This window comes from Streptomyces sp. NPDC041135 (genome assembly GCF_055592085.1).
Genome location: NZ_JBVIYZ010000036.1, coordinates 1 through 21736, shown reverse-complemented (window position 1 = coordinate 21736; position 21736 = coordinate 1). Strand labels below are relative to the sequence as shown.

Below are 21736 nucleotides of genomic sequence, written 5' to 3'. Positions count from 1 at the left end.
ACGACCACGATCCACACCCACACCGCCTTGGCCGCCGACCATCCGCCGTCCGGCCGGATCACCCTGCACCCCGGCCCAGGCACCACCAGCGAAACCGGCCTCGCCCACGACCTTCTCGCCGCTCTGGGCAAACCGCCCCTGCTACCGGGCCGCTTTCTCGGCGGCCGTCAGCCCGCCTGGGAAGCCGCTGCCGCCTGGGTGACGGCCCTGCCCGTCACCCGGCTGACCGTCCTGCGCGCGCACCGCCTCACCACCCGCCGCGCGATGCGCCTCCTGCAGCTACAGGCCTTCACTGGTCTCCATCTGACCTTGGTCTGCCACCGCCCGCACCTTCCCGCCGCTCTGCACCAGGCCCTGCGGACGGCCGACTATTCCCTCACCGCCGACTTCGAGGCCGCCCGCCGCCACTACTACGGCACGCCTATCACCGAACCCCTGCCCGCAGACGAGCCTGCTGGGCCGGGCAGCCGATGGCTCACCTTGTCCGCACTGGACCGTCTCGTCTCCTACGACAGCCCCCGCCCCTGCTCCGTCCCGTGCAGGCCACCGCCGATCGCCTGGCGGCACCGCCCACCACCCGCCCCTCTCACCGCGCACACCGCCCAGCGAGTCGCCCACCGGCTGCACGCGGCAACCGCACATCCTCGCCTGGCCGCGGCCGTCGCCGCCGCGCTGTTCACCGGCGCTTCCCTCCAGCAACTCGCCACCGCCCGCCCTCGCGACTACGACGCTGCCGTGGCCACGCTCGCCCTGCACCACCGCGCCCGCTACACCGACGGCTGCGCCGCCTACCCCGTACCACCCTGGGCAGGCACCTTCCTGCGGGCCGCGGCCTGCTTCACCCGGCTCGTATCCGGCGAAGACCAGGAGCTGCTCGCCGCGCCAGGCGACTGCGGGCACCTGCTGCGCATGGCGGAGATGGCCAGACTTCGCCCGCCTCAGCCACCCGCGGCCCGCCGCAAAGGCCCGGCCGGCCATGTGGAGTGGGACTGGCGCGAGCGGCAGGAAGCCGAGAGGTACGAAGCGATTCCGGCCAGTCGCGTCCGGCCCTCGCGACGCTGAACACCCTGAAGGGTTTTGCTCGACGGGGCACACTCAGCCGATCGAGAAGTCGGCGAACTCGACGTCGCTGAAGGCGATGCGCAGACCGTGGGCCCGGCGGCCCCATTCGCGGAAGTAGGCGTGTCCCAGCGCGCGAGCCAGGATCACCGTCTGCTGCTCCTCGCCCGCGCCGGCATCCCGGGCGGCGAACAGTTCCCGGGCGACCTCTCCCGGCAAGTACTGAGTGCCCCACCGCACCCGCGGATCGTCCGAAGACCCTGCTGGCGCGGCGAACCCGAATCGCGCCCGGGTATGGAAGACGAAGCCTTCTGCCTCGGCCTGGGCACGCCGGCGGGCCCGTATCCGGGGCTGCCACCGAGCCGACACCGCTTCCTCAATCGCCGGACCTGCAGCGGATCCGGCAGACGACGTGCTCCGGACTTCTTCGTCACCCACCGCTGCACAGTGCGCTGCGACACCCTCAGCAACGTGGCCACCTTCCGGGTGGAACCCTGGTGCGTCGCCAGCAAAAACCGCAGGCGGACCCCGGTACTTGAGGGAATGGGCCGGGTGCGCAAAGCGCGCTCAAGCCCCCGCTCGATCTGTCCCACGTCCGCCTCTCCAAGCGACCAGTCGGCAGGGCTGGCCCCCTGAAGTTCGTAGCGTCAGTTCTCCCGCATCGCCCGCCCCTGTCTGCCAGTTCTTGCACTCTCCAGACAGCGTCGGCTGACGCAGGCTATGAGCCCTTGGGGGAGCACCGAGACAAGCTGGCGGCGTGCATCAGGACGGACGTCGCCGGCACCCCGGTGCTGTCCTTCGGACGCCGACCGGGAGCCCCAACATGAAGCACTCTGACTACCGTGAGCACGGGCGTGCCTTCCCGACCACGCACCAACATCGGACTACTCGATGACCATCACAGGATCATTCGGGAAGGTACGCCCTTCGCACACCAACCCGCGACTGATCCACAGGTCTTCAGTATTGCTCTCCCGAAACCCTGGCGCAGCCGCAAGGCCAGTCCGAAGAGACTGAGCCGGCGGGTAACCGGAACAGGAACAGTGAAAAGGCGAGGGGCCCCGAGATCGTGTCTCGGGGCTTCGCGTCGTCCGGCTCAATGGCCGGACGGCGGCGTCACGCCCAATCGATGCCCAGCTCCCGCAGCGTCCCCAGCGTGTGGCGGCCAGGCGGGGCGGGAAGCGGGGTCACATCCAACTGATGAACTGGGTGGCCTCGAACGACTCGCCGTCTTCCTCCCACCATGCTCTGAGCCGTGCTTGGGGGGCCGAAGCCAAGGTCAGAACCATCGGGAAGTCGATGTGGGTGTGGTCGAGGAGCCGCTCAACCGTCACTCCGTGCTCGCCCTCGGATGAGTCCACGACGCTGGGGGAATCGCCGTCGCCGAGTGGTTCAATGTCAATTCGCACGTGATCTGCCGGGCCGGTACCGATGTTGCTCACTCGCAGTCGCTGGTGCACGGTGTGGTGCCTGACACGGTCCTGTTCGCTGGTTCTTGCCTCCCGCTCGTACAGGTATTCGCAGCGCACCACGGCCCGAGGACGGAGAGATGGATCCCGGTGGCTGATACCGCTGCCCATACCGGCAACCATCTGGTCCTGCTGGGTAACGAGGGACCGAGGTGTCGCTGCCCGCCACCGGCACGTGGAACGCGCCCGGCAAGGGCGGCGCCCAGGCCGACATCGTGCTCACCGCTCCGCAGGACGGTGTGCCGCTGCTGTTCATCGAGGTCGACAACTGCCACGAGACCGCGGAGGAACTCGCCGACAAGCTGGAGAAGTACGCCCGGTTCTTCAAGCGGAAGGTGAAGGACACCGACGGCCGTGAGCGCCCGATGTGGCGCACCCGCTGGAGCGCGCCGGACACCTGGTCCGGTGACAAGACGCACCCGCCCTTCCTGCTGGTGTTCAACCGCATCGGCGAGCGCAACCCCAACCGCACCATCCCGCGCCTGCAAGAGCTGACCCGTCACCTGTGGCAGGGGCAGCGGCATACGGGCTTCCACGCCTACGACGGGAGGATTCCGATCATCGCGACCGGCCTGAAGAACCTGCGCGAGCACGGTCCGGAGGGATCGGTGTTCCTCCGCTTCGGCCGCGACCACATGCAGCCCCTGCGGGAGGCGATCGGCAATCCCCGTCGTGAGGTGGCCGATGCCCGTGCCCGCGAAGCGGCCAGGGTCCGGGAAGAGGAGTTCCAGGCACAGGCGCGCCGGGCGGCTCAGGAGCAGGCGGCGAAGCAGGCAGCCGAGCGGGAGGCCCGTCGTCCCGTCTGCACCGGCTGCGGGGCGAAGTTCACCGACGAACGGTGGGAGGCGGCACAGGGACAGGCGAAGGACTGGGGAGCCCCGAAGGACTCCCACCCGCACCTGTGTGACAGCTGCAAGCACGCAGCCGTCGCCGACGCCCACGAGGCCGACCAGCAGGAGCGACCGGATCCGCTTCCCGACTGGGCAGAGCGGAAGCATTTCCTGCGCTATGCCCGTCGTCCCCGCTGCACCGAGTGCAGGGCGGCGTTCACGGACGAACGGTGGCAGGCGGTGGAGCGCACCGGCTGGGACGCCCTTCCTCCGGAGGCCCGTCCGACCTTGTGCGGGGACTGCGACCAGCGGTACCTCACCGACGCCCAACAAGCCTGGCCGGACGAGCCCCGGCATGAAAAGCAGGGCCAGGCCGTGCCCGAGCAGAAGGCCGGCGGCACCTGGCTCTCCCGTTTCCGCGGCTGACGCGCGAGCGGCGACACGGCCGGGCAGGTCCGTCTTGCCCGGCCGGGGCGGCTACTCCCAGGGCTTCGGTAGCGCGTGCCACAGGGTTCTGAGCCAGTCGGGCGGGTTGGTGAGGAACTTGTCCACCAGCCGGGCCGTGATGGACCGGGCGGCACCTTCGGCGGCGCCCTGGCCTATCGCGGCGGTCAGGCCGGCACCGACAGCGGGCTGCTGCGGGGCGGGCGCGGGGTCAGGCGGCTGGACGGGCGCGGGAACGTTGTCCCGGGTCATTGTGCTGCTCCCTTGAGCAGAGGGATCGAGGACAGCGGACACCTGCGTGGTGTCGTCCGCGGGGGTGTGTGCCGCGCGGTCGGCAGTCCTGCTGCGGCTCTCTGCCTGAGAGCGTCCCCGTGGGGTCTCGGCCCTGGCCCAGGGTGGCGTGTTCAGCGTAGCGGCGATCGGTGCGGTTGTTGCCCCGGGTGTCTGGCGGCTGGTCATCGGTACTGCCTCCGGAGTGAGTTCGATAGGTCGGGCGGGACAGTGACAGGGCGCAGGTGCTTGCCTCTCGTCCTGGCGGGCCCGGCTCTTTCACCCCGTAGGGCCGGAGGCCGGGACCCGGACAGCAGCGACCGGGAGAGAAGATTCCGGGGCACGACGAAGGCCCGGACGCCTGGTCCGGGCCTTGCGCTATCGAAAGAGGTTTAGGGGGTCGACTGCCTACAAGGGAGTCGGGTGATCAGGTCGACGACGGCCGGGCGGATCACGCCGCTCTGCAATCAAGCGCCGGTGAGCTGCCTTCGTCCTGTCTTGGTGACGTCAGTAGCGTGATGCTGTCGGACGTCTGGTTTCAGTCATTCTCACGGACTCTGTCTCTCTATATCGGCATCTCTGAGACCCTTCCTGATTGCAGTAGGTGATCGTTTAGTCACTTAGCGGATCTTGGATGGGGGAGAGGGCCGTGCTGGAGCAGGCACAGTTGGTGGGATTGGCGGGGGCGGCCGCAGCTGCACTGGTCGCGGAGATGACCAAGGAGAGCTGGGCGTCGATGCGCTCGCTGGCAGCTCGGTTCTTCCGGCGCGGTGGTCAGGAGGAGGAAGAACGCCAGCTCGCCCGGCTCGATGCCGATCAGGTGCAGGCGGCCACGCTGGATCCAGCGGCTCTGCGGGAGAGGTGGAACCGGCGGCTGCTGACGCTGGTGGAGGACTTCCCCGAAGCAGCCGAGGAGCTGGCGGCAATGGCGCGCCGCAAGCCGAAAGAGCCGCAGAGCGGGGTGAACCAGACCGCAGAGAACAACACCGGCTCGGTCATTCAGATCGGCAGGGACAACTCCGGCAGCCTGAACACGGAGCGGAGGTGACAACGCTCAACGGGCGTGACGCGCCCCAGCCACCCACCAACCCGCCGTCTGTTGGGCAGTCTGCCGTCGGCAACACCGGTCCTACTGTCCAGGTTGGGGGCTCCAACCTCGGCAACATCAACATCACTCGGCTACCCAAACTACCGGTCACCCCCATTCCGCACGTGGACCAAGAGGCCGCCCTGGAGCCTGTCTGGGCGCACACTCCCACCCCGCAACGGGCAGCGAACCTGCTCGCTACTCATGGCCTCGCAGTCATCGTGGGGGAACGCGGCACGGGACGGCGCATCTCGGCAGTCCGCGCCCTGCACACCCATCTCTCCACTCCCGCAGGACCCCCGCAGCTCTTCTACCTGGCAGCCGACTGGGACGAGGACGAAGCACCGGAACGGGAAGTCCTACCCGAGCCCATCACCGGGCACGGCTACCTGATCGACGCGACCTCGCGTTTCTTCTCCGAGAACGCCGCCCGCGCCCTCATTACTTGGGCGGAAGAACTCCACGACGCGGGCAGTTGCCTGGTCATCACCCGTAACCAGCGGGATTGGCGGGGCGACAGCCGCTACGAGATTGAGGCGGTACGCCCCGATGCTATCCAAGTCGCCCGGAACCACCTTGCGCACTGGGGCAGCCACGGGCAGGCCGGATGGCTGCAGCAGGACGCCCAGCGCACTATGGCACGCGGCCTGCTTCGCCAAGCAGCCACCGACCGAACCGCCGGCGTCCTGGCTGACCTCATCACCCGCAGTGTCAGCCCGGATGATGCTGTCGCAATCGCCAAACGCCTGCGCGGCATTGACCCTGAACGGCTAGCCAAAGCGGTCGAACGCAGAGACACACCCTCTTCACCAGAGCACGAGCAGGGAGTCAACGATCTCCGCCGCATCCGGGAAGAGGTCCTGTTATGGACCAATTTCCTGGAGCAGACGCTCACCGGCACAGGCACCCGCGGCCAGGACCGAGTGATGCTGCTCGCCGCCGCCTACCTCGAGGGCGCCCCTATCGAACGATGCATCAAGGCAGCAACCGAGTTCGGCGGCCGCGATGAGACAGTTGCGCGCCGGTACCGGGAAGGCCGGAGCCCCCGGCGTCGGCTGAGAGACGTCGGTGTCGACATCACTTCCAACGACACAGCCGCATTCCACAGCCGCCCGGGCCTCGCCCGTTCCGCCATCCGCATGGACTGGCACCACTGGGCCGACGAACGAGACGCAACCACGACGTGGCTCACCCGCATCACCGCCCCCGACGGCGTCGCCAGAGCATGGACAGAGCAGATCGGAACCCGTCTGCTGGAGCTGTCCATCACGGAGGTCGAATCCCCCTTCTTCACCCTCCTCGACACCTGGGCCACCACCTCCCCCGACGAGCAATACCTCAGTATCGTCACCGCACTGATCACCCAAGCCACGGAGACAGAAGAACTCGCACGGGATGCCCACAAGCAACTGTTGGACTGGGCGAAAAGGCCCGACGCACATCGGCGAAAGGTGGTCGCCCGGGCATGCAGCGGCCGCTACGGCATGCGATGGCCGCACATGGCCCTCGTCCGGCTACGCCACATCCTGGCTGTCGACGACGAAGCAACTCGCATCGCAGCGACCGCCCTGACGGCCCACGCCGCCACGAGCACCGAAGGGTTCCAACGAATCGTTGAGACGGTCGAGACCTGGCTGGAGAGATACCAGACCCACCTCGCCGGCCCTCGAGCCTTCCTAGCGCTCACCGACCCCGCATCCAACGTCCTGGACACCCTGGTGAGCGCAGCACAGGCTGTCCCAGCCGTCCGTGACTTCCTGATCAACGGCTGGATGCAGACACTGCGACAGCCAGACGTACGCGACGACGCACACCAGGTCCTCCTCGGCTGGGCCCGAGCCGCTCACGAGGGCCGACTGGACCGCACCGCCACCTTCGGCATCCTCACCGACGTACGCAACGCCCATACCCCCCTCGACGCCATGTCCCGCTTCCTGTACGGAAGCCCGGACCAAGACGACCACGCCCTGATCGAAGCACGCCTCGCCCTGGCCAACCTGCGAGGCTGCAACCACGCCCAGTGCTCCGAACCCCACTGCCCGCTCAAAGAAGCAGCCAGCTCCTTCCCGGACACCAGCGCTGCCGGAGGCACCGGTGAACCCCGGTCATGAGGCCCCTACAGGACACCAGCGCGTCAGATTCCCACTGACCCGATGGCTGCTGGCACCGCTGACCACATGGCGTGCCCGACGTCTGGCAGCCGCATACGGACCCGGCATGGACGCACGCACAGCCTGGGCACTAACCCGTACAGCTACTCACCCCGAAGAGATCCCCTTCGCCATGAACCATCTAAGCGAAGACACGGAAGAGGAGCCGTAACCGTTGAAGCGATGGCTAACAGATGCTGCGCCGCCGGGTCTACGGCGCCGACCACAACCAGCCCGTCCTCAGGGTTCCGAGCGATCGCCGGGAGCCCCGTCCCCTGCAGCCGCAGGAGACGGGGCTCCGCAGTGACCGGTTCGAGGAAGATGTGCAGGCCGTCATCGAAGTCGCCGTCGTAGGCAAACCAGGAGTCCACCACCCTGTAGCGGTCGCCGCGAAGGGCCACGGGACGGATAAGCGCTACTTCCTGGTCGGAGCCATCTGGCAAGGTCTGGCGTGTGACAAGCGAAGGCGATACGAGCAAGGACAGCGAGGCGTGGGCGATGGATATCCTCGTCCAGTTGCGCCAAGGCAGGCGGGAGGCACATGCGCGTCGCGACGCGCTTGCGACAGCGGTCGACGAAATAGCCAACGGTCTCACGCAACTGGGCCTTAAGCCTTGGAAATCGGAGCGTATGAGCCCGGCGCGAGAGGACGTGAAGGTCCCGGACGTCATGCTCGGTGACCGCGCCGAACCAGCCGCAATGGTTATCCGGTATGAATCAGCGGTCAACATCCTCAGCGCCGCCGATCAGCTTCGGGGTTTCGCCGTCCTGCTTCGTGCAGAGAAATCGCTGATGGGCGCGGTCTCGGTCGCGCGTGGCGTCTTCGAGGCGTGTCTGTGGGCCACAGCGGTAATCGACCCGACCATCAGCACTGACGAGCGCCTGCAACGTGCCCTGACGCGTCGCCTCGCACGACTCTCGGCAGGTATCCGTCTCAGGAAAATGCTCGGCGGCGATACCGATGCCGACCAGCTCGTTGAGAACGACGGCGACGTGGATGACGCGCACGGGACCAACCGCGATCCTGCGAAGGACATCAGCGACATCTTGGCTTACGCCAAGGACCGGGGCTGGCCTGTGAAGAGGGGCCGTCGCACCTCCGAGATCACACCCCTTTCGATTGACTGGCTCAGCGAGAACCTTGAGCGCCGTATCGGCATCGAGGGGTACGCCTGGACGAGCGGCTCGTCGATGGCTCACGGCGAGCATGCTGCCGACACGGCGGTGTGGGTTGAACTGTCCCAGGACATCGGCACAGCTCCGGCATGGTTGATCCAGTTGTGGTCGAACGGTGCTTGGGCGGGACCGCGTCTCTTCCTTGCAACGCACGCCGCCTACACAGGGAAGGGCAGCCTGCGCCGCGAGTATCAGCGGTTCGAAGAGTTGTTCTTGAGCGGGGCCGGCAAGAGCTGAGGCCCTGGAGATCCATACAGCATGCCCTCATGCGCTACGTACGCCCGCCGTCCTCGCTGCACCGAGTGCAAGGCAGCGTTCACGTACGAGCGGTGGCAGGCGGTGGAGTGCACTGGCTGGGACGCCTCTCTCCGAAGGCCCGTCCGACCCTGTGCGGGGACTGCGACCAGCGACATGGGACCGACTGGGAGGAAGCCTGGCCGAACGCGACGCGCCAGGAGCAGGAGCCGGCCGTGCCGGAGCAGAAGGCAACCGGCTGGCTCTCGCGCCTGCGCCGCTGAGCCAGGGCACGCCTTCCGACCAGCCGCGCTTCTCCTTCTGACAAGGACCAGCCCGGCGAATTGGATGGATGCGACGGAGAAGGCACGTCATGCTGGAAGCGATCGATGCGAGGGGGGAAGCGTGAGCCGCGGGCAGACGGAAACTCTTGACGAGAAGCACCAGCGCTTGCTGGAAGCTTTCGTGTTGAGGGCCCGCAGGGTGGAGGAGCATTCGCTGGCCGCCGACTGGGACGCCCTTGTCGAGCTGACCCGCATGAGCATCAACGTCCGTGTCGACCGCGGCGAGGTCCGGATCTCGTACGAGCTCCCGCCCGAGGAAGTAGTCGAATCAGCGGCAGCGCGTATCAGGCCAATCCTGCTGGAGCAGGAAGACTGCTTTCACATGAAGGCGCTCTCGGCTCTGGGCTACACCTGCCGAGCAGCGCCACAAGATGCGGCATGGATACGAGCCGCACGCGCTGAGTGGCGAACACGGGTAAGCCCCTCCACGCGCGACGAATCCGGCTACTGGGTCATGGTCGCTGACACGTCCACGGGCGAAGAGCGTGACCTCGATGCGCATGGGCTGGCCATGGCCTGGATCTACGGAGACGTGGTGCATCACGACCCAGAGCGACGCAAGGAAGGCGACAGTTTCGGACTGCGCGACCGGTTTCGCGCCGCTGTACCCCTAGTGGCCTGGGCGATGGTCGGCACAATCGAACTCCTGAACTTCGTCCGGGCACTGAACAAGGCCGGGATGCTCAACCTTCGGAAGGAAGTGTTCGACGAGCAGGTCGCCTTGAAGTCGACCGTGTGGGAAGAACGTGCCGAGATGTACTACGCCCCCGTCGGTGCTCAACCTCCCTCACTTGCGAGCTCTCCCATGCCCGGGGGGTGGCTCCCTCTGAGCAAGGCATCTGACCTGTCGGTCTTCCGTCACCGCATTGCGGGACAACTCTTGAACACGGAGCGCTCACCATCCATGACGTACCTCCCCTCACCCGAAGAGATCGAAGCCGCCCGCACGCCCGCTGGCGGCTGGAGGCGGGACCAGCTCGCCGCCTGGGGCGTGCCGTGGCCCCCGCCGAAGGGCTGGAAGGACGAGCTGGCCGAACGCTGGAAGGCCGCCCGCCCTGACGGCCCACCGGCGCCCCCGCCCACCCCGGCCCCGGCCGACTTCGCCCAGGACACGCTCGACTTCGGCTGACCCGACGACAGCGGGGCCGGAAAGGATCACCCTGCCCGGCCCCGCTGCTCGTTCCCGGCTGCTCACCGGCTGAGGGGGATGCGCGGCCCCCACACGAACCCGAGCCCGTCCAGGAAGACCGTCTCCAGCTCCTTCTCCCACTGGTCGCGCAGGAGGAACGGGGCACTCTCCATCCGCTCCACGATGACCAGGGTCTCGGGCTGTCCGATCAGCGCGTACCGGCCGTGCGAGGCGGGCATGCTGCCCGGCCCGTGCGTGCGCAGCATCTCCTCCAGACGGGCGCGGTGCTGCTCCACGAACGCCTCCAGGCGCTCGATGTACCCCTCGCGTTCCTCGGTGCGCACCGCGCTCAGGGCGACGTCCAGGAAGTCACCGCCGTCCGGCCAGTGCCGCTCGCCGGGTGCGGCCACGGCCCACGGGAAGCGTTCCGCGGCCGCCAGAACGTCCTTCGCGTCCAGCTTGCGATGTGCCGGTTTGGTGTCAGCAGTTTGCTGTCAGTGGCGATATATCAGGCCGGGGTGTTTCCGCTGGTCAGGTGCTGAGCGCTGGCGGGCTCACTGCCGTAGAGCGGTATCTGCCGTGAGCGTGGCTGTCATAGGGGCGGTACACCCCGCCCTGTGCCGCTGTCTGGGGAACGGTACGTTCCAGATCTGGTGCTTGCCGCACGTTTTCTTCCCGAGGGCCCGGCCCCCCGGGTGGGTCGGGGGGCCGGGCCGGGGGGTTCAGTTCTCCATTCCGAAGTAGTGGCCGAGGTATTCGGTGATCTCGGCCGCGTGGGGCAGGAGTTCGGGTAGGTGGGCGGCGAGGGCGTTGCGGGTGGCGGCGGCGAGGTCGGCCGAGCTGGTGGCTGCGGGTCGCACGTACGGTTCGAGGCGTTTGATCAGCTCGTAGTTGCTGGCGATGTTCTCGGTGCGCATGGCCTTCTCCAGCGGCGGCGCTCCGGGCGGCGGGACGGGTGCGAGGACCCGGCTGATGTAGGTGACGCGGTGCAGGACGCGCCAGCACGGGGGCTTGGCGGAGCTCTGGCGGGTCTGGCGCAGCGCGGCCGCGTCGGGTGCGTTGCTGCCCTGCAGCCAGGTCGGATCGACCACCTTGTGGTAGAAGTCGTCGAAGTTGGCGCTGGTCTCGCCGAGGTAGAAGGTGAGGAAGCGGTAGGCGTCTACCTTGCCTGGCACGAGGACCGGCTTGCCCGCGGCGTCGTACAGGGGTTTGCCGTTGCCGTCCCGGCGTTGGAGGTCGTTGGAGGGTGCGCACTGGACCTCGAGGCCGAAGCTGCGGGAGGACTCCTTGCTCTTGGCCCGGGTGGTGCTGAAGCCGCCGCCGCGGGAGGCGTCGAGGTGGAAGGCCCAGCCGAGGCCGAGGGCGCCGAAGCTCAGGTCGAAGTTGCCGCCGTAGGAGTAGGTGAAGTTGTACGAGCCGGAGGTGGTCTCGCTGACGGCGTCGGTGGCCTCGGTGGTTTCGGCGAAGAAGCCGCCCTGGGCGGTCCACACGTAGGTGTTGACCAGGTCCCGGTGCGAGAAGCCGGTGGCGGCGGCGCTGCCGGTGGTGGAGCGGGCGCTTTCCTGCTGCTCGGCGGACATGCCCATGGAGCGCAGGACCGCCTTGGCCTGGGTCTCGGCCGGCTCGGTGCCCGAGTTGTGGCCGACGTCGGTCGAGATCGACTGGTAGAAGGCCTGCAGCCGCTGCTGGTCGCGGGTGATGCGGCGCTTGAGCGCGTACGCGTCGCGGGGCTTGAAGTAGCTGTACTCGCCGTAGGTGGTGGCGGTGGGGTAGTCGGGGTCGGTGACCTTGCCGAAGGCGTCGAAGCCGACCCCGCCGTCGAGGGTGCCCTGCTTGGTGTAGCGGGGGTTGATCGGGAAGTGGACGATGTTCCAGTCCAGCGGGATGTCCGGGTTGGGCAGCATCCGGTAGGCGACGAGGGCGCCGGTGTGCGCCAGGCGCAGCGCGAAGACGTCGGCGGTCTGCGACTGTACGAGCGCCATGCCGGTGTTGGCGGGTACGTACCGGGGGCCGAGGTCGGAGTTCAGTACGTTGGCGGCGTCCTCGGTGTACCCGGTCAGCTCCAGCTTGGTTTTGCGGGCGGTGTTCTTGCCCTGGCTGACGGTGGTGTCCTCGCTCCAGGTGTTGGAGAACTCCAGGCCGGCCGTCACGGCCATCTTGAGCTGGCCTTCGGCCAGCGGGCTGGCGGTGCCGAAGCCGAGGGGCGCGGCGACCGTCATGACGTCGGCGACTGTCTCGAGGCCGAAGGAGACGTTGAAGGCGGTGTTGGTGCTGCGGGTCTTGTTGGCGGACAGGCTGTGCACCACCTGGTCGGCCTCGGTGAACTCCACCGAGGAGGCGGAGGGGAAGCCGTCGGGCTTGCCGGTGAGGTTCTCCGACGGCACCGGCGGGGCGCCCTCGATGTAGCCCATCAGCTGCGGGTCGAACTGGGCCTGGCCGACCCACTCGGTGGTCAAGTCGCCCACCTTGTAGCCGGTGACCAGGTGCCAGCGGCCGTCGCGGACGAAGCCGTAGCAGCGCTTGAGCACGCCCAGCGTCTCGCCCTTGGCGCCGAACTGAAGGTCGGCGTATTCGGAGGCGGCGGGAGCGCCGGAGACGGTGTCGTGGAACGGGGTGCGGACGTCGGCGAGCGCCGAGCGGACCTGGGCGGTGTCGGTGGAAACCGGCGCGGTAGAGAGCAGGATACGCGGCCGCTTCGTGGAGAAGGCCAGGTTGTTCCCGCGCAGGCCCTCGTCGCGCACCGAGGTGGTGGTGGCGGCGGTGGAGTCCCGGTCGAAGGTCCAGTAGCCGAGCAGGTCCTGCTTGTCGCCGCGCAGGCGGGTGAACAGGTTGTCCAGGATCTGCTCCCGGGTGCGCACGGTGCGCCAGATCCGCACCTCCTCCAGCGTGCCGGTCAGCAGCTCGGTGGGCTTGCCCCCCTCCAGCCGCGCGCCGAGGGTGAGTTGCGGGTCGCCGTAGGGGAGGAGGTCCGCCGGGGTCGGGGCGGTGGTGGCGAGCAGCGGCTCGCCGTTTCGGTACAGCCGCAGCGGGCTGGCCGCCGGGTCGACGTCGCGGGTCCAGCGGGCGCCGCGCAGCTTGGCCGGGAAGGAGCCGGAGGCGTCCAGGGTGGCGTTGCCGGCGTTCTCCTCGAAGGCCCAGCGCGCCAGCAGCCCTTTCTCTCGCACGGCGACCGCCTGCCCGAGCTGTTGAAACGTCCGTGCGGAGCTCCACAGCCGCACCTCGCACATGATGCCGCGCAGGCCCCGGCCGATCTCCAGGTCGCTGCTGTTGGACTGCGCGCCCGGCCCGTCGTAGACGTAGGTGCCGGCCAGCGCGCCGTCGAGGTAGAAGCGGATGTCCTGCTCGGGCTGGCCGGCGGTGGCCGCCTGGGTGCTGGTGGCGGCGGAAACCTCGGCCTTGCGGCGCTGGCGCACCACGCTGATCCGCTGGAAGGCGCCGGGCTTGACGGCCCGGTCGGAGACGTACCGGACGGGCTTTCCGTCGGCTTCGGCGAAGGCGAACTCCACCCGGCCGTCGGCCAGGATGCCCAGCTGGTACGGTACGCCCTCCCGGCCGCCGGTGACGGCCGAACCCTTGGTGACCAACGCCATCGGCGCGCCCACCTTGTCGACCTGGACGAACACCTCGATGGTGAGGTCCTCCAGGACGTTCAGCGAGTCCTGCGAGGCCACCGAGAGTCCCTCGCCGCCGTCCATGCGCAACGCCCAGGCCTGGGTGAAGCTGGCGGCGAGGTGTGCCCACTCGTTGCACGGGAAGCGGTCGGCCGACCGCAGCACCCGGTCGCCGACCCGGGCGACCACCTGGTAGCCCTTGATCGGCGAGGCCGGGCTGTTCGGCTCGTTGAAGGTCCAGTGGCCGAGCAGTCCGGGCTCCCGGCCGGACAGCCGCTGGTTGCGCTCGGCGGAGATCTCCTGAGCGGTGCGGGCCCGCCCGAAGACCCGGACCTCGTCGATCTGCCCGTCCAGGTAGTCGCCGGTGAACGGGAAGTGGCCCAGGATCAGCGGGCCGTTGCCGGTGTAGGCCCCGGTGGCGGTGCGGCGGGCGACCTCGACGCCGTCCCGGTAGAGGATCTGCTCGCGGGTGACGTTCTTGTACACCGCGGCCCAGTGGTGCCACTCCAGGTCCGGGTAGGCCTGGGTGGTCTTCATGTCGTCGCCGTACAGCGAGAAGTAGAAGGTCTCGTCGGGGTGGAACCACAGGTGCAGGGACTGGTCGACCCGGCCGTCCGTCGCGCCGTGGAACAGCAGCGGCTCGACGCGGCCCCGGGACTGGTTGCGCTTGGCCCACAGCTCGATGGTGAAGTCCCGGTTCGCCAGGTCGAGCGAGGGAGTCAGCTGGGCCTTGGTGCCGTTAACGAACTGCCAGGCCGGCAGGGCGGCCGGGGTGAGCGCCAGGGAGTAGCCCGATCCGTCCGTCCTGGCGTGGACGATCCGGCCCCCTCCGACCTCGGGGTTGACCCAGGCCTCCAGGGTCAGGTCGCCGACGGGGGCGGCGTTCTTCTGCTGGGCGACGGGCAGTGTCAGGTACTGGTCCTTGCCGTCGAGCAGGAAGGCGCGGCCGGGCATCTCGGCCCGCCAGCGACAGCCGCGGCCGCCGGTGACCGGTATGGCCGTGCCGTTGGGCACGGAGGCGGCGCCGCCGGTGTTCAGGGTGATCAGCCGGGAGCCGGCGGAGAGCAGGACCCCCACCCGGGTGGACTCGGCGCGGGCCCAGTCGTAGCCGACCACGGTGACGGTGTCGCCCGGCTTGATCGCCGTGCCCGACCCGGTGAGGCTCAGCGTCTTGGCGCCGACCGGGGCTTCAGCGGACGCGGCGTACCCGTTGGCGCCGATCTGCAGGTGGGCCTTGGCCGCGACCGCGGTGGTGATGGCTGCGGTGAACTCCACTGTGGTGCCGGTCACCTGGGCGACGGTGCCGACCGTGACTGTCTGCCCGGACTGCCCGGCCAGTGCGGCGGCCATGTGCTCGGCCTTGCGCGGCAGCGAGCGCCAGGTCTCGGTATCGCCGCCGACGGTGATCGTCAGGTCGCAGCGGCCGGGGGCGTCGCCGTCGGACACCTTGATGACGGCGTTGTCCAGCAGGACGCCCGGGTCGCGGGCGAGGAAGCTGAGTGTGCCGCCGTTGCCGGTCAGCCGCTGGGTCCCGCGGGTGACGGCGGTGTCGTAGTAGACGGCGAAGAACTGCTCGTTGGCGCCGCGGAAGTACAGCACGACGGCGCCGGTACCGCTGTCGAGCAGTGCGGGCCGGTCGGTGCCGCGGGCGAAGTCGAGCAGGCCGCCGGAGAGGCTGAGCCCGGTGGTGTCCACGGAGATCAGCGGCATGGCCACGGTCAGGTCGTCGTCGCCCTGCAGGGCGGTCGACAGGCGGGCCAGCTTCTCCTGGGCGTCCTTAAGTTCTGCCTGCTTGCCGGTCAGCCTGAGCTGGAGCTCGTTGACTCGCTGCGCGGCCGTCTTCGCCTCCTGGAGGCGCTCGCGCACGGTGTCCATCTCCTGCTTGGCCTGCAGGTAGGCCGTGTCCACTCCCGAGCGCAGCGAGACGCGTACCATCCGGATCAGGCCGGAGTCGCCGGTGAGGCACTCACTCGACTGGACCGGGATGGGCACCGGGACCGAGGCGGGCAGGCCCAGCGCGAGCCTGCTGCCCCGGTTGACGATGCGGGTGTACTCGCCCTCGGCGGTCAGCTGGAACTGGGCGAAGGGGTTGCCCGGCTCGCGGACGATCGTGTCCAGCATGGTGTTCTGCGCCGAGGAGTTTTTGAGGACATGCAGGTCGAGGTTGTTCGGGTTGTTGCCGACCAGCCAGTAGTAGGGCTTGCCGTTCTGGCTCTCGCCGGTGTCCTCCAGCCGCCAGCCCACCGAGCGGAAGGAGGCGAGGACGACGAGGACCGACGTGTGGATGGGGGCGTTGAAGTACCGCAGCACCTGGCCGTCGACCTCGCGCGGGGTCTTCAGTTCCAGGGCGTAGTTCCAGGCGGTCGGCACGTCCTTCTCGGCCAGATACTGGCGCTCCAGCCGCTCCAACCCGGGCAGCAGCCGGTCGTGCTCCCCCTGCCAGTAGGCGACCTGACCGGCCGTGGCAGTGAGCCGGGTAATTTCCACCGGCAGGGCGGCCACCTCCGGCTCCAACTGCCGGATCAACTGCTGCAGGGCGCTGACCTGCTCAGAGTCCTGGCCCTTCACCGGCCGCCGGAGCACCGCGGGGTCCAGTACGTCGGGCACCTGGGCGAGCCGGCCGTCGCGGCCGACGGCGAAGTCCAGGCTCACCAGGGCCGGCTCCTGGCCGTACTTGGCGGCGAACGCCAGCATCACCCGGGCCTGCCGCTTGGCGGGCTTGGGATCGGGCCGGTAGCCGGCCGAGACGTTCTCCTGTTGGTGGTAGATCACGGCGGACATGCCGGACTCGACCGTGCGCCCCTTGAGGACGAAGCTGTCGCGGCGCACCCCGGGGTGGTCGCCCACCGGTGCGTCCGAGCCGGTCCACTTCGCGTCGCCCTTGAGCGTGCCGTGCAGGGCCCGGTCGCTCTGGTCGTAGGCGGTGGCACCCGAGCCCTCGTCGAAACGGTAGTAGGCGACCAGGCCCGCCTCGTTGCCGACCAGCCGGTGGTTCATGTCGTCCGCGAGCTCGGCGGCGGACCGGACCCGGCTCCACACCCGTACCTCGTCGAGGTCGCCCGCGAAGAGCTCGGCGGTGGTGCCGGAGACCTGCTTGCCCATCAGGGTGTTCACGCCCGTGGCCGGCGTGAACGGTAACGCCCCGCTGCCGGACACCTTGCCGTTGACGTACAACTTCGCGGTCGTCCCGTCGAACGTGGCCGCGACGTGCGTGTAGACGTCCTTGGGGACGGTCTCGGCGGAGACGACCGCCGTCGCGGCCCCCTCGTGCGCGAGGCGCAGCGCCCCGCCCGCGTCCAGGCCGAGCCGGTACTCCCCGCCCCGGGACAGCACCGGCCGGTCGTACGCGGTCGGCTTGACCCACGCCTCGATCGAGTACGCCTTGCCACCGAAGCGCAGCGCCGCCGGGTCGCCCAGGTCGACGTGCGCATCATTCGCACCGGTCAGGCCCAGCGCGGTCTCTGCGTGTCCCTCAGTGCTGGTCACCGGCACCAGGTCCTGGTTGGTGAACGGGCAGGTACCCGGGCTGCGCTCGAACACCGCATCCCGGTACAGCGGGTCCGGGCTGGTGTAGAAACGCGTGCCCTGGGTGTTGAACAGCCCCTGCACGCCCTGCTCGATGCTGAAGCTGTCGATCCTTCCGGTGGCGTCGTTGTGGGCGAACAACTGCCAGCGCCGCGCACTGCTGACCGCAGTGGGCACCAGCACCGCAGCGAAACGGCCCCGCGTCAGGTTGCGGACGAACGACAGCTCCTGGGTTGGCTCGTAGAACGGCCGGCCTTCCATGTCCTCGGTGCCCAGGGTGTCCTTGGCCGAGGCGGGACGGGTGGCGTGCCGGCTGCGCTTGTACCGCACCTCCAGCACCGGCTTGAGCTTTCCGTCCACCAGCAGGAAACGGTCGCACAGCAGGGTGTCGCGCACCAGCGGCACCTTCTTGCTGCCGCTCAGCACGTAATCGGTGCGGGAGGCGTTCGCGGAGCAGCCGCCGCCGGTCAGCTTGTACACCGCGTCGGGGTGCGTCTCGCCGATCGACTGCCGCAGCACCACCACGTACGTGCCGTCCGACACCACATGGAACGGGGCGTCCGCGGTCAGTCGCGCGGTCGTGGACAAGTACGGGTCGATCTCGCTGTCCAGCGGCCGCTCGTCGACCGCCGCCTCGGCCCCGCCCCGCTTGACCGTCGGCATCGCCGTCGCCCCGACCACGGCGAACCCCACCTCAGCCAGCTCCCGAGGCAGGACCAGCTCGGCCGGGTTCTCGCTCCAGTACGCAGCGTCCGCGTCCCCCTTGGACGGCTGACCGGCCAGATCTAACACGGAGTAGACGATCCGCCGGGCCGAATCCATCGCGAACGCAATGGTCGTGCCCTGGTGTCGGGCCATCGTCACATGCCGGTACGACCGGTCTCCGTAGACCTTCAGCAAGGATTCCTGAGGTGCCACTGTTCCCCTCCCACACGCGGAACGCCGCTCCCGTTCTCTCCCGCCCGGAGCGGCGATGGACGTACCCCTGGCGGGCCGTCGGCCAGTCTGACATCTGCGGATATCCCGTGAAGAGAATGCGAAAAAAGCCCCTCTGCCTATGACTTGATCAGCCATCAACTGGCCGGACTTCGATGGCAGGACCACTCGAAGATCTATGCACTGTTCACAGCAGCTGCCCGAGCCGATAGCCGACCGCGAGCGCGGCGGCCGCGGTGACGACGACGCCCATCATCAGGACCACCGCATCCCGATCGCGGACAGCAGCTCCATCCGCTCCGGCGTCAGCGTCGCCGCCCGGGAGCGCTGGTTCCCGACCCAGGCACCCAGCTTGTGCCCCCGTTCCTCCTGGTCCTCGCCGACGATCCGCTCGACGTGCTTCCTCGGGACCTGAAGGTGCCCCTCACGCTCGTAGAACTGGCGGGCGGCCTCGTAGTGCATTGCCCACTTGTCGGCCTGCGTACGGCGCTTGGGCTTCTCGTCCTCGGTGGCGGGCTCGATCCCGAGGACCTGCTCGCACATCCACTGCTGCACGGTCGTGAGCTGGTCCCAGCCGAGCCGCACCGACTGCACCCACCGCCCGAGATCCTCGCCCTGGCGCAGAACTTCGCCCGCCTCGGTGGGCAGCGCCTCACCGGCGTCCAGGTGCATCCGCACCAGGTGGAAGCACCGCTGCCACGTCACCGGCCACGACGGGCACCAGGACGCGTCGATCTCCTCCAGCTGCTCGCGCCGCTCGTCCGACAGCGCCCCGGCCGACGACTCCACCGGCAGCCCCTCCGCACGCCGCTGCTCGATCTCGGCAGCCTTCCGGGCGGCGGCCCGCGCGTTCTTCAGGAAGATGCCCACCCGGTACCCCTGGTAGGTGGCGTCCAGCGGCGCCAGGAGGTGGCCGTGTTCGGCCGCCCACCCGCGCGCGGCAGACAGGCCCTCCTCCCACGCGACGTCGAAGTGGCTCCAGATCATGCCCAATTTCTCCAGCTGCGCGACGCGATCCTCGCCCATGTCCCCGCGGGCATAGAAGCGGCGAGCGTCGGCGGTCCACTGCCCAAGTGGGAACCCGGCGAGCGAGGCCGGCCACCCCTCGGCTTCCGCCTCCTGGTCGTCGACGGCCGGGACGCGGAACGTGAACGGCACCTTCAAGTCGCCGTGCACGCGGGCGTAGATGACGGCGGCCTCTACGCCGCGCCGCCAGTGCTCGTGCTCGGGGTTGAGGACCCGCAGGTTGATGAACGCGGCGAGGGCGGCCGGGTCGCGGGGCGTGGAGAACTTCAGCAGGGCCTTGGCGGGGCCGCTGACGCCCCCGGAGCCGTCGCCGCTCCCGCCCGTGCTCTTCCCGCTGGTGTCCTTGCTGACGGGCTTGTAGCGGCTTGGGGCCTGCTGCTCCGCCAGGCTCTCCACGATCCTCGCGTCGTGTGCCCGCAGCGCCTCCAAGAGCTTGGCCAGCCCGCCGAACGCCCGGGAGGTGAGCATGTTGTCGGCTGTCTCGCCCGGTCCGAGCAGCACCGGCACGACCAGGCTGGCCATCTTGCCCTCGCCCGGCTGCATCCGCAGCGCCCGGCCCACCGCCTGGACCAGGTCCGGCATGGAGCCGCGTACATCCGCGAAGTACACGGAGTCACATTTTTTGGTGTCGACCCCTTCGCCCAAGACCTTCACCGAGCTCAGGAAGCACTTCTCCACGACGGTGCCGTCCGTGGCGATCCCTTCGGCGAACTCGCTCAGCAGATGCCGCCGGTGGAGCGGCTTGTGGTCGCCACAGAGCCAGTCCGCCCAGATCGTGGCCGGGTACAGCTCGGGGTCGGATGCGTGCAGCTGCGCGGCGACGTCGGGAAGGCCGGCCGCGAACGCTTCGGCCTCGCGAACCTGGTGGTGGAAGACCAGCGTGCGGCGGAAGCCCTCCTCCGCAGACGCCTTCACCAGCGCGGTCTGCAAAGCCGCGAGCCGAGCCCCGCGCACCTCTGCCGACCGGCCCTCCGCGCCCAGGAGCTGCGCGGCCTGGAGCGCGGTGTCGGTGACATCCACGCATACGACCTGGTAGGGGGCACAAATTCCCCGATCGATGGCCTCCGAGAGCGTCAAAGTGAACGCCCTGCTGCCGAAGGGCCCGTTGGGGTCGTCTTCCATGCTCGCGACCAGCTCGCCCGGTGCGCCGGCCTCGTCCTCGTCCCCGAGCTGCCACAGCCGGGGCGTGGCCGTCATGTACAACCGGCGCAGGGAAGGGATCTTCTGGTTGTCGTGAACGACCGCCCACGGCTTCCCGATCCGGCCAGAAACCCGGTGGGCTTCGTCCACGATGATCAGGTCCCAAGCCGACAAACCCGCAGCGTGCGCCCGCTCCAGCGTGCCCAGACCGAGACTGGCGTACGTGGCGTACACGGTCACCTTGTCCAGGCCCCGCGTCCACTCCACCAGCTCGTCCACGTCCGTGGTGTTGGGGAAGGACACCTCCTCACCCCGCAGCGAGGACACCCCGATCATCGGCCCCCGCCGGCCCCCCTCGCGCCACGCGGCCTCCGTCTGGGCGAGCAGGTCCAGCGAGGGCACAAGCACCAGCACACGGCCCGCGTGGAGCTCCTCCGCGCTGCGGACCGCCACCCTCGTCTTCCCGGACCCCGTTGCCATGATCACCTGCGTTCGAAGCCCTCGCTCCGGCACAAGTGATCTTGTAGGCAATTCGAGGGCACGCAGGACCGCGTCAATGGCTTCTCGCTGGGCTGCCTCTCGCTGGTCAGCGCGGTCTGTGCTCGACATATTCGCCTGCCTTCTCCTGGGGTGCCGCCCGGTCGATTCGAGCGGCGGGAAACGGGAAACCTGCACTTAGGGGAGCCGCAAGGGCTACGGTTGGACTGACGCGATCGGCTGGTTGCTCTTCCTCACCGGAGCACCGGAAAGACTGTGTGGTGGATCTCGATAACCCTCCGGAGCGGTCAGGGGTGGTGTGCTCTGCCTCCATAGCTTATCTCGGCTCCAAAAATGAAGCACACAGAACCCAGAGATTCCCCCTAACGTGGCTGAAAGCTGTTAGTCTTGCCTTATCGCAAGCCAATCCAGAGCCTTGACGGCCCCTCAGTCCGTTCCCCATCTGTGGGTGGCCGGGCCCCCGCGCTCCGTCACTCTCCCGACCACCCGTCACCTCCCCTCCTCTTGCTGCTGCTTGTGGCGTGAGCCCCGTGGGTGGGCCGCGCGGAGCGTGGCACGCCTTGCCCGCACGGGAGTTGGCGGGTCTGCTGTGGGTGGCTGGAGCGCAGCGGAGGCCACCGGTCGGCCGGAGGCCGGCCGCGCCTCGCAACGCGAGGCGCCTGCCCTGCGGTTGCGGTCGCGCGGAGCGCGTGCCGCCTGGCGGTGAGCGGAGCGAGCCGCATCCGCTCGCGCGGAGCGCGAGCAGCCGGGGCGCGCAGCGCCCCGGCTCGCTTCTTCGGGCGCAGCCCGAAGAGACCCGCTCCGCGGG

The 21736-nt window shown here is 69.0% G+C and carries 12 protein-coding genes and 1 pseudogene; 6 read left to right on the top strand and 7 right to left on the bottom strand.

The genetic code is table 11. From position 1 onward, the window contains the following. The first annotated feature begins 27 nt into the window (after positions 1 to 27). Positions 28 to 1062: a hypothetical protein gene (locus ACZ6CZ_RS35200; protein ID WP_469029612.1), complete on the top strand. Its 1035-nt coding sequence runs from the start codon at positions 28 to 30 to the stop codon at positions 1060 to 1062. 33 nt (positions 1063 to 1095) lie between these two features. On the opposite strand, the gene tpg is transcribed toward ACZ6CZ_RS35200, so the two are convergent. From tpg to ACZ6CZ_RS35185, 3 genes and pseudogenes are all read right to left on the bottom strand, one after another. Further along, positions 1096 to 1497, bottom strand: a complete 402-nt coding sequence (gene tpg, locus ACZ6CZ_RS35195; protein ID WP_469029609.1) for a telomere-protecting terminal protein Tpg — start codon at positions 1495 to 1497, stop codon at positions 1096 to 1098. Continuing rightward, a pseudogene (locus tag ACZ6CZ_RS35190) lies at positions 1488 to 1652 on the bottom strand (helix-turn-helix domain-containing protein); the annotation flags it as partial. The pseudogene ACZ6CZ_RS35190 and the gene tpg, both read right to left, overlap by 10 nt. Positions 1653 to 2246: 594 nt before the next feature. Then, positions 2247 to 2639, bottom strand: coding sequence for a hypothetical protein (locus tag ACZ6CZ_RS35185; RefSeq protein WP_469029606.1), 393 nt, complete (start codon positions 2637 to 2639; stop codon positions 2247 to 2249). 41 nt (positions 2640 to 2680) lie between these two features. Here ACZ6CZ_RS35185 and ACZ6CZ_RS35180 point away from each other — a divergent pair, with 41 nt between their 5' ends. Continuing rightward, a complete protein-coding gene (locus tag ACZ6CZ_RS35180; protein ID WP_469029601.1) occupies positions 2681 to 3784 on the top strand; it encodes a hypothetical protein in 1104 nt (367 codons plus the stop codon). Between the two features lie 51 nt (positions 3785 to 3835). Here ACZ6CZ_RS35180 and ACZ6CZ_RS35175 read toward each other — a convergent pair whose 3' ends face one another. After that, complete coding sequence (locus tag ACZ6CZ_RS35175) at positions 3836 to 4054, bottom strand: hypothetical protein (RefSeq protein WP_469029598.1); 219 nt, start codon at positions 4052 to 4054, stop codon at positions 3836 to 3838. Positions 4055 to 4721: 667 nt separating this feature from the next. Between ACZ6CZ_RS35175 and ACZ6CZ_RS35170 the strand changes: the two genes are divergently transcribed. The 4 genes from ACZ6CZ_RS35170 (at position 4722) to ACZ6CZ_RS35155 (ending at position 10192) form a co-directional block, all read left to right on the top strand. Further along, complete coding sequence (locus ACZ6CZ_RS35170) at positions 4722 to 5120, top strand: hypothetical protein (RefSeq protein WP_469029594.1); 399 nt, start codon at positions 4722 to 4724, stop codon at positions 5118 to 5120. Then, positions 5117 to 7270, top strand: coding sequence for a hypothetical protein (locus ACZ6CZ_RS35165; protein ID WP_469029591.1), 2154 nt, complete (start codon positions 5117 to 5119; stop codon positions 7268 to 7270). The genes ACZ6CZ_RS35170 and ACZ6CZ_RS35165 overlap by 4 nt, the downstream gene beginning before the upstream one ends. Before the next feature lie 492 nt (positions 7271 to 7762). After that, entirely contained in the window at positions 7763 to 8722 is a 960-nt protein-coding gene (locus ACZ6CZ_RS35160) for a hypothetical protein (RefSeq protein ID WP_469029588.1), read from the top strand. A gap of 402 nt (positions 8723 to 9124) precedes the next feature. Next, the gene (locus ACZ6CZ_RS35155; RefSeq protein ID WP_469029586.1) at positions 9125 to 10192 is read left to right on the top strand and encodes a hypothetical protein; all 1068 of its coding nucleotides are present in this window, start codon (positions 9125 to 9127) and stop codon (positions 10190 to 10192) included. Between the two features lie 62 nt (positions 10193 to 10254). On the opposite strand, the gene ACZ6CZ_RS35150 is transcribed toward ACZ6CZ_RS35155, so the two are convergent. The 3 genes from ACZ6CZ_RS35150 to ACZ6CZ_RS35140 all read right to left on the bottom strand — a co-directional run bounded on the left by ACZ6CZ_RS35150 (position 10255) and on the right by ACZ6CZ_RS35140 (position 21039). Further along, a complete protein-coding gene (locus ACZ6CZ_RS35150; protein WP_469029583.1) occupies positions 10255 to 10602 on the bottom strand; it encodes a hypothetical protein in 348 nt (115 codons plus the stop codon). 312 nt (positions 10603 to 10914) lie between these two features. Next, positions 10915 to 18186, bottom strand: a complete 7272-nt coding sequence (locus ACZ6CZ_RS35145) for a LamG domain-containing protein (protein ID WP_469029581.1) — start codon at positions 18184 to 18186, stop codon at positions 10915 to 10917. A gap of 333 nt (positions 18187 to 18519) precedes the next feature. After that, positions 18520 to 21039 (bottom strand): helicase associated domain-containing protein, encoded by a 2520-nt coding sequence (locus ACZ6CZ_RS35140; RefSeq protein WP_469029577.1) that lies wholly within the window; start codon positions 21037 to 21039, stop codon positions 18520 to 18522. Positions 21040 to 21736: the final 697 nt, after the last annotated feature.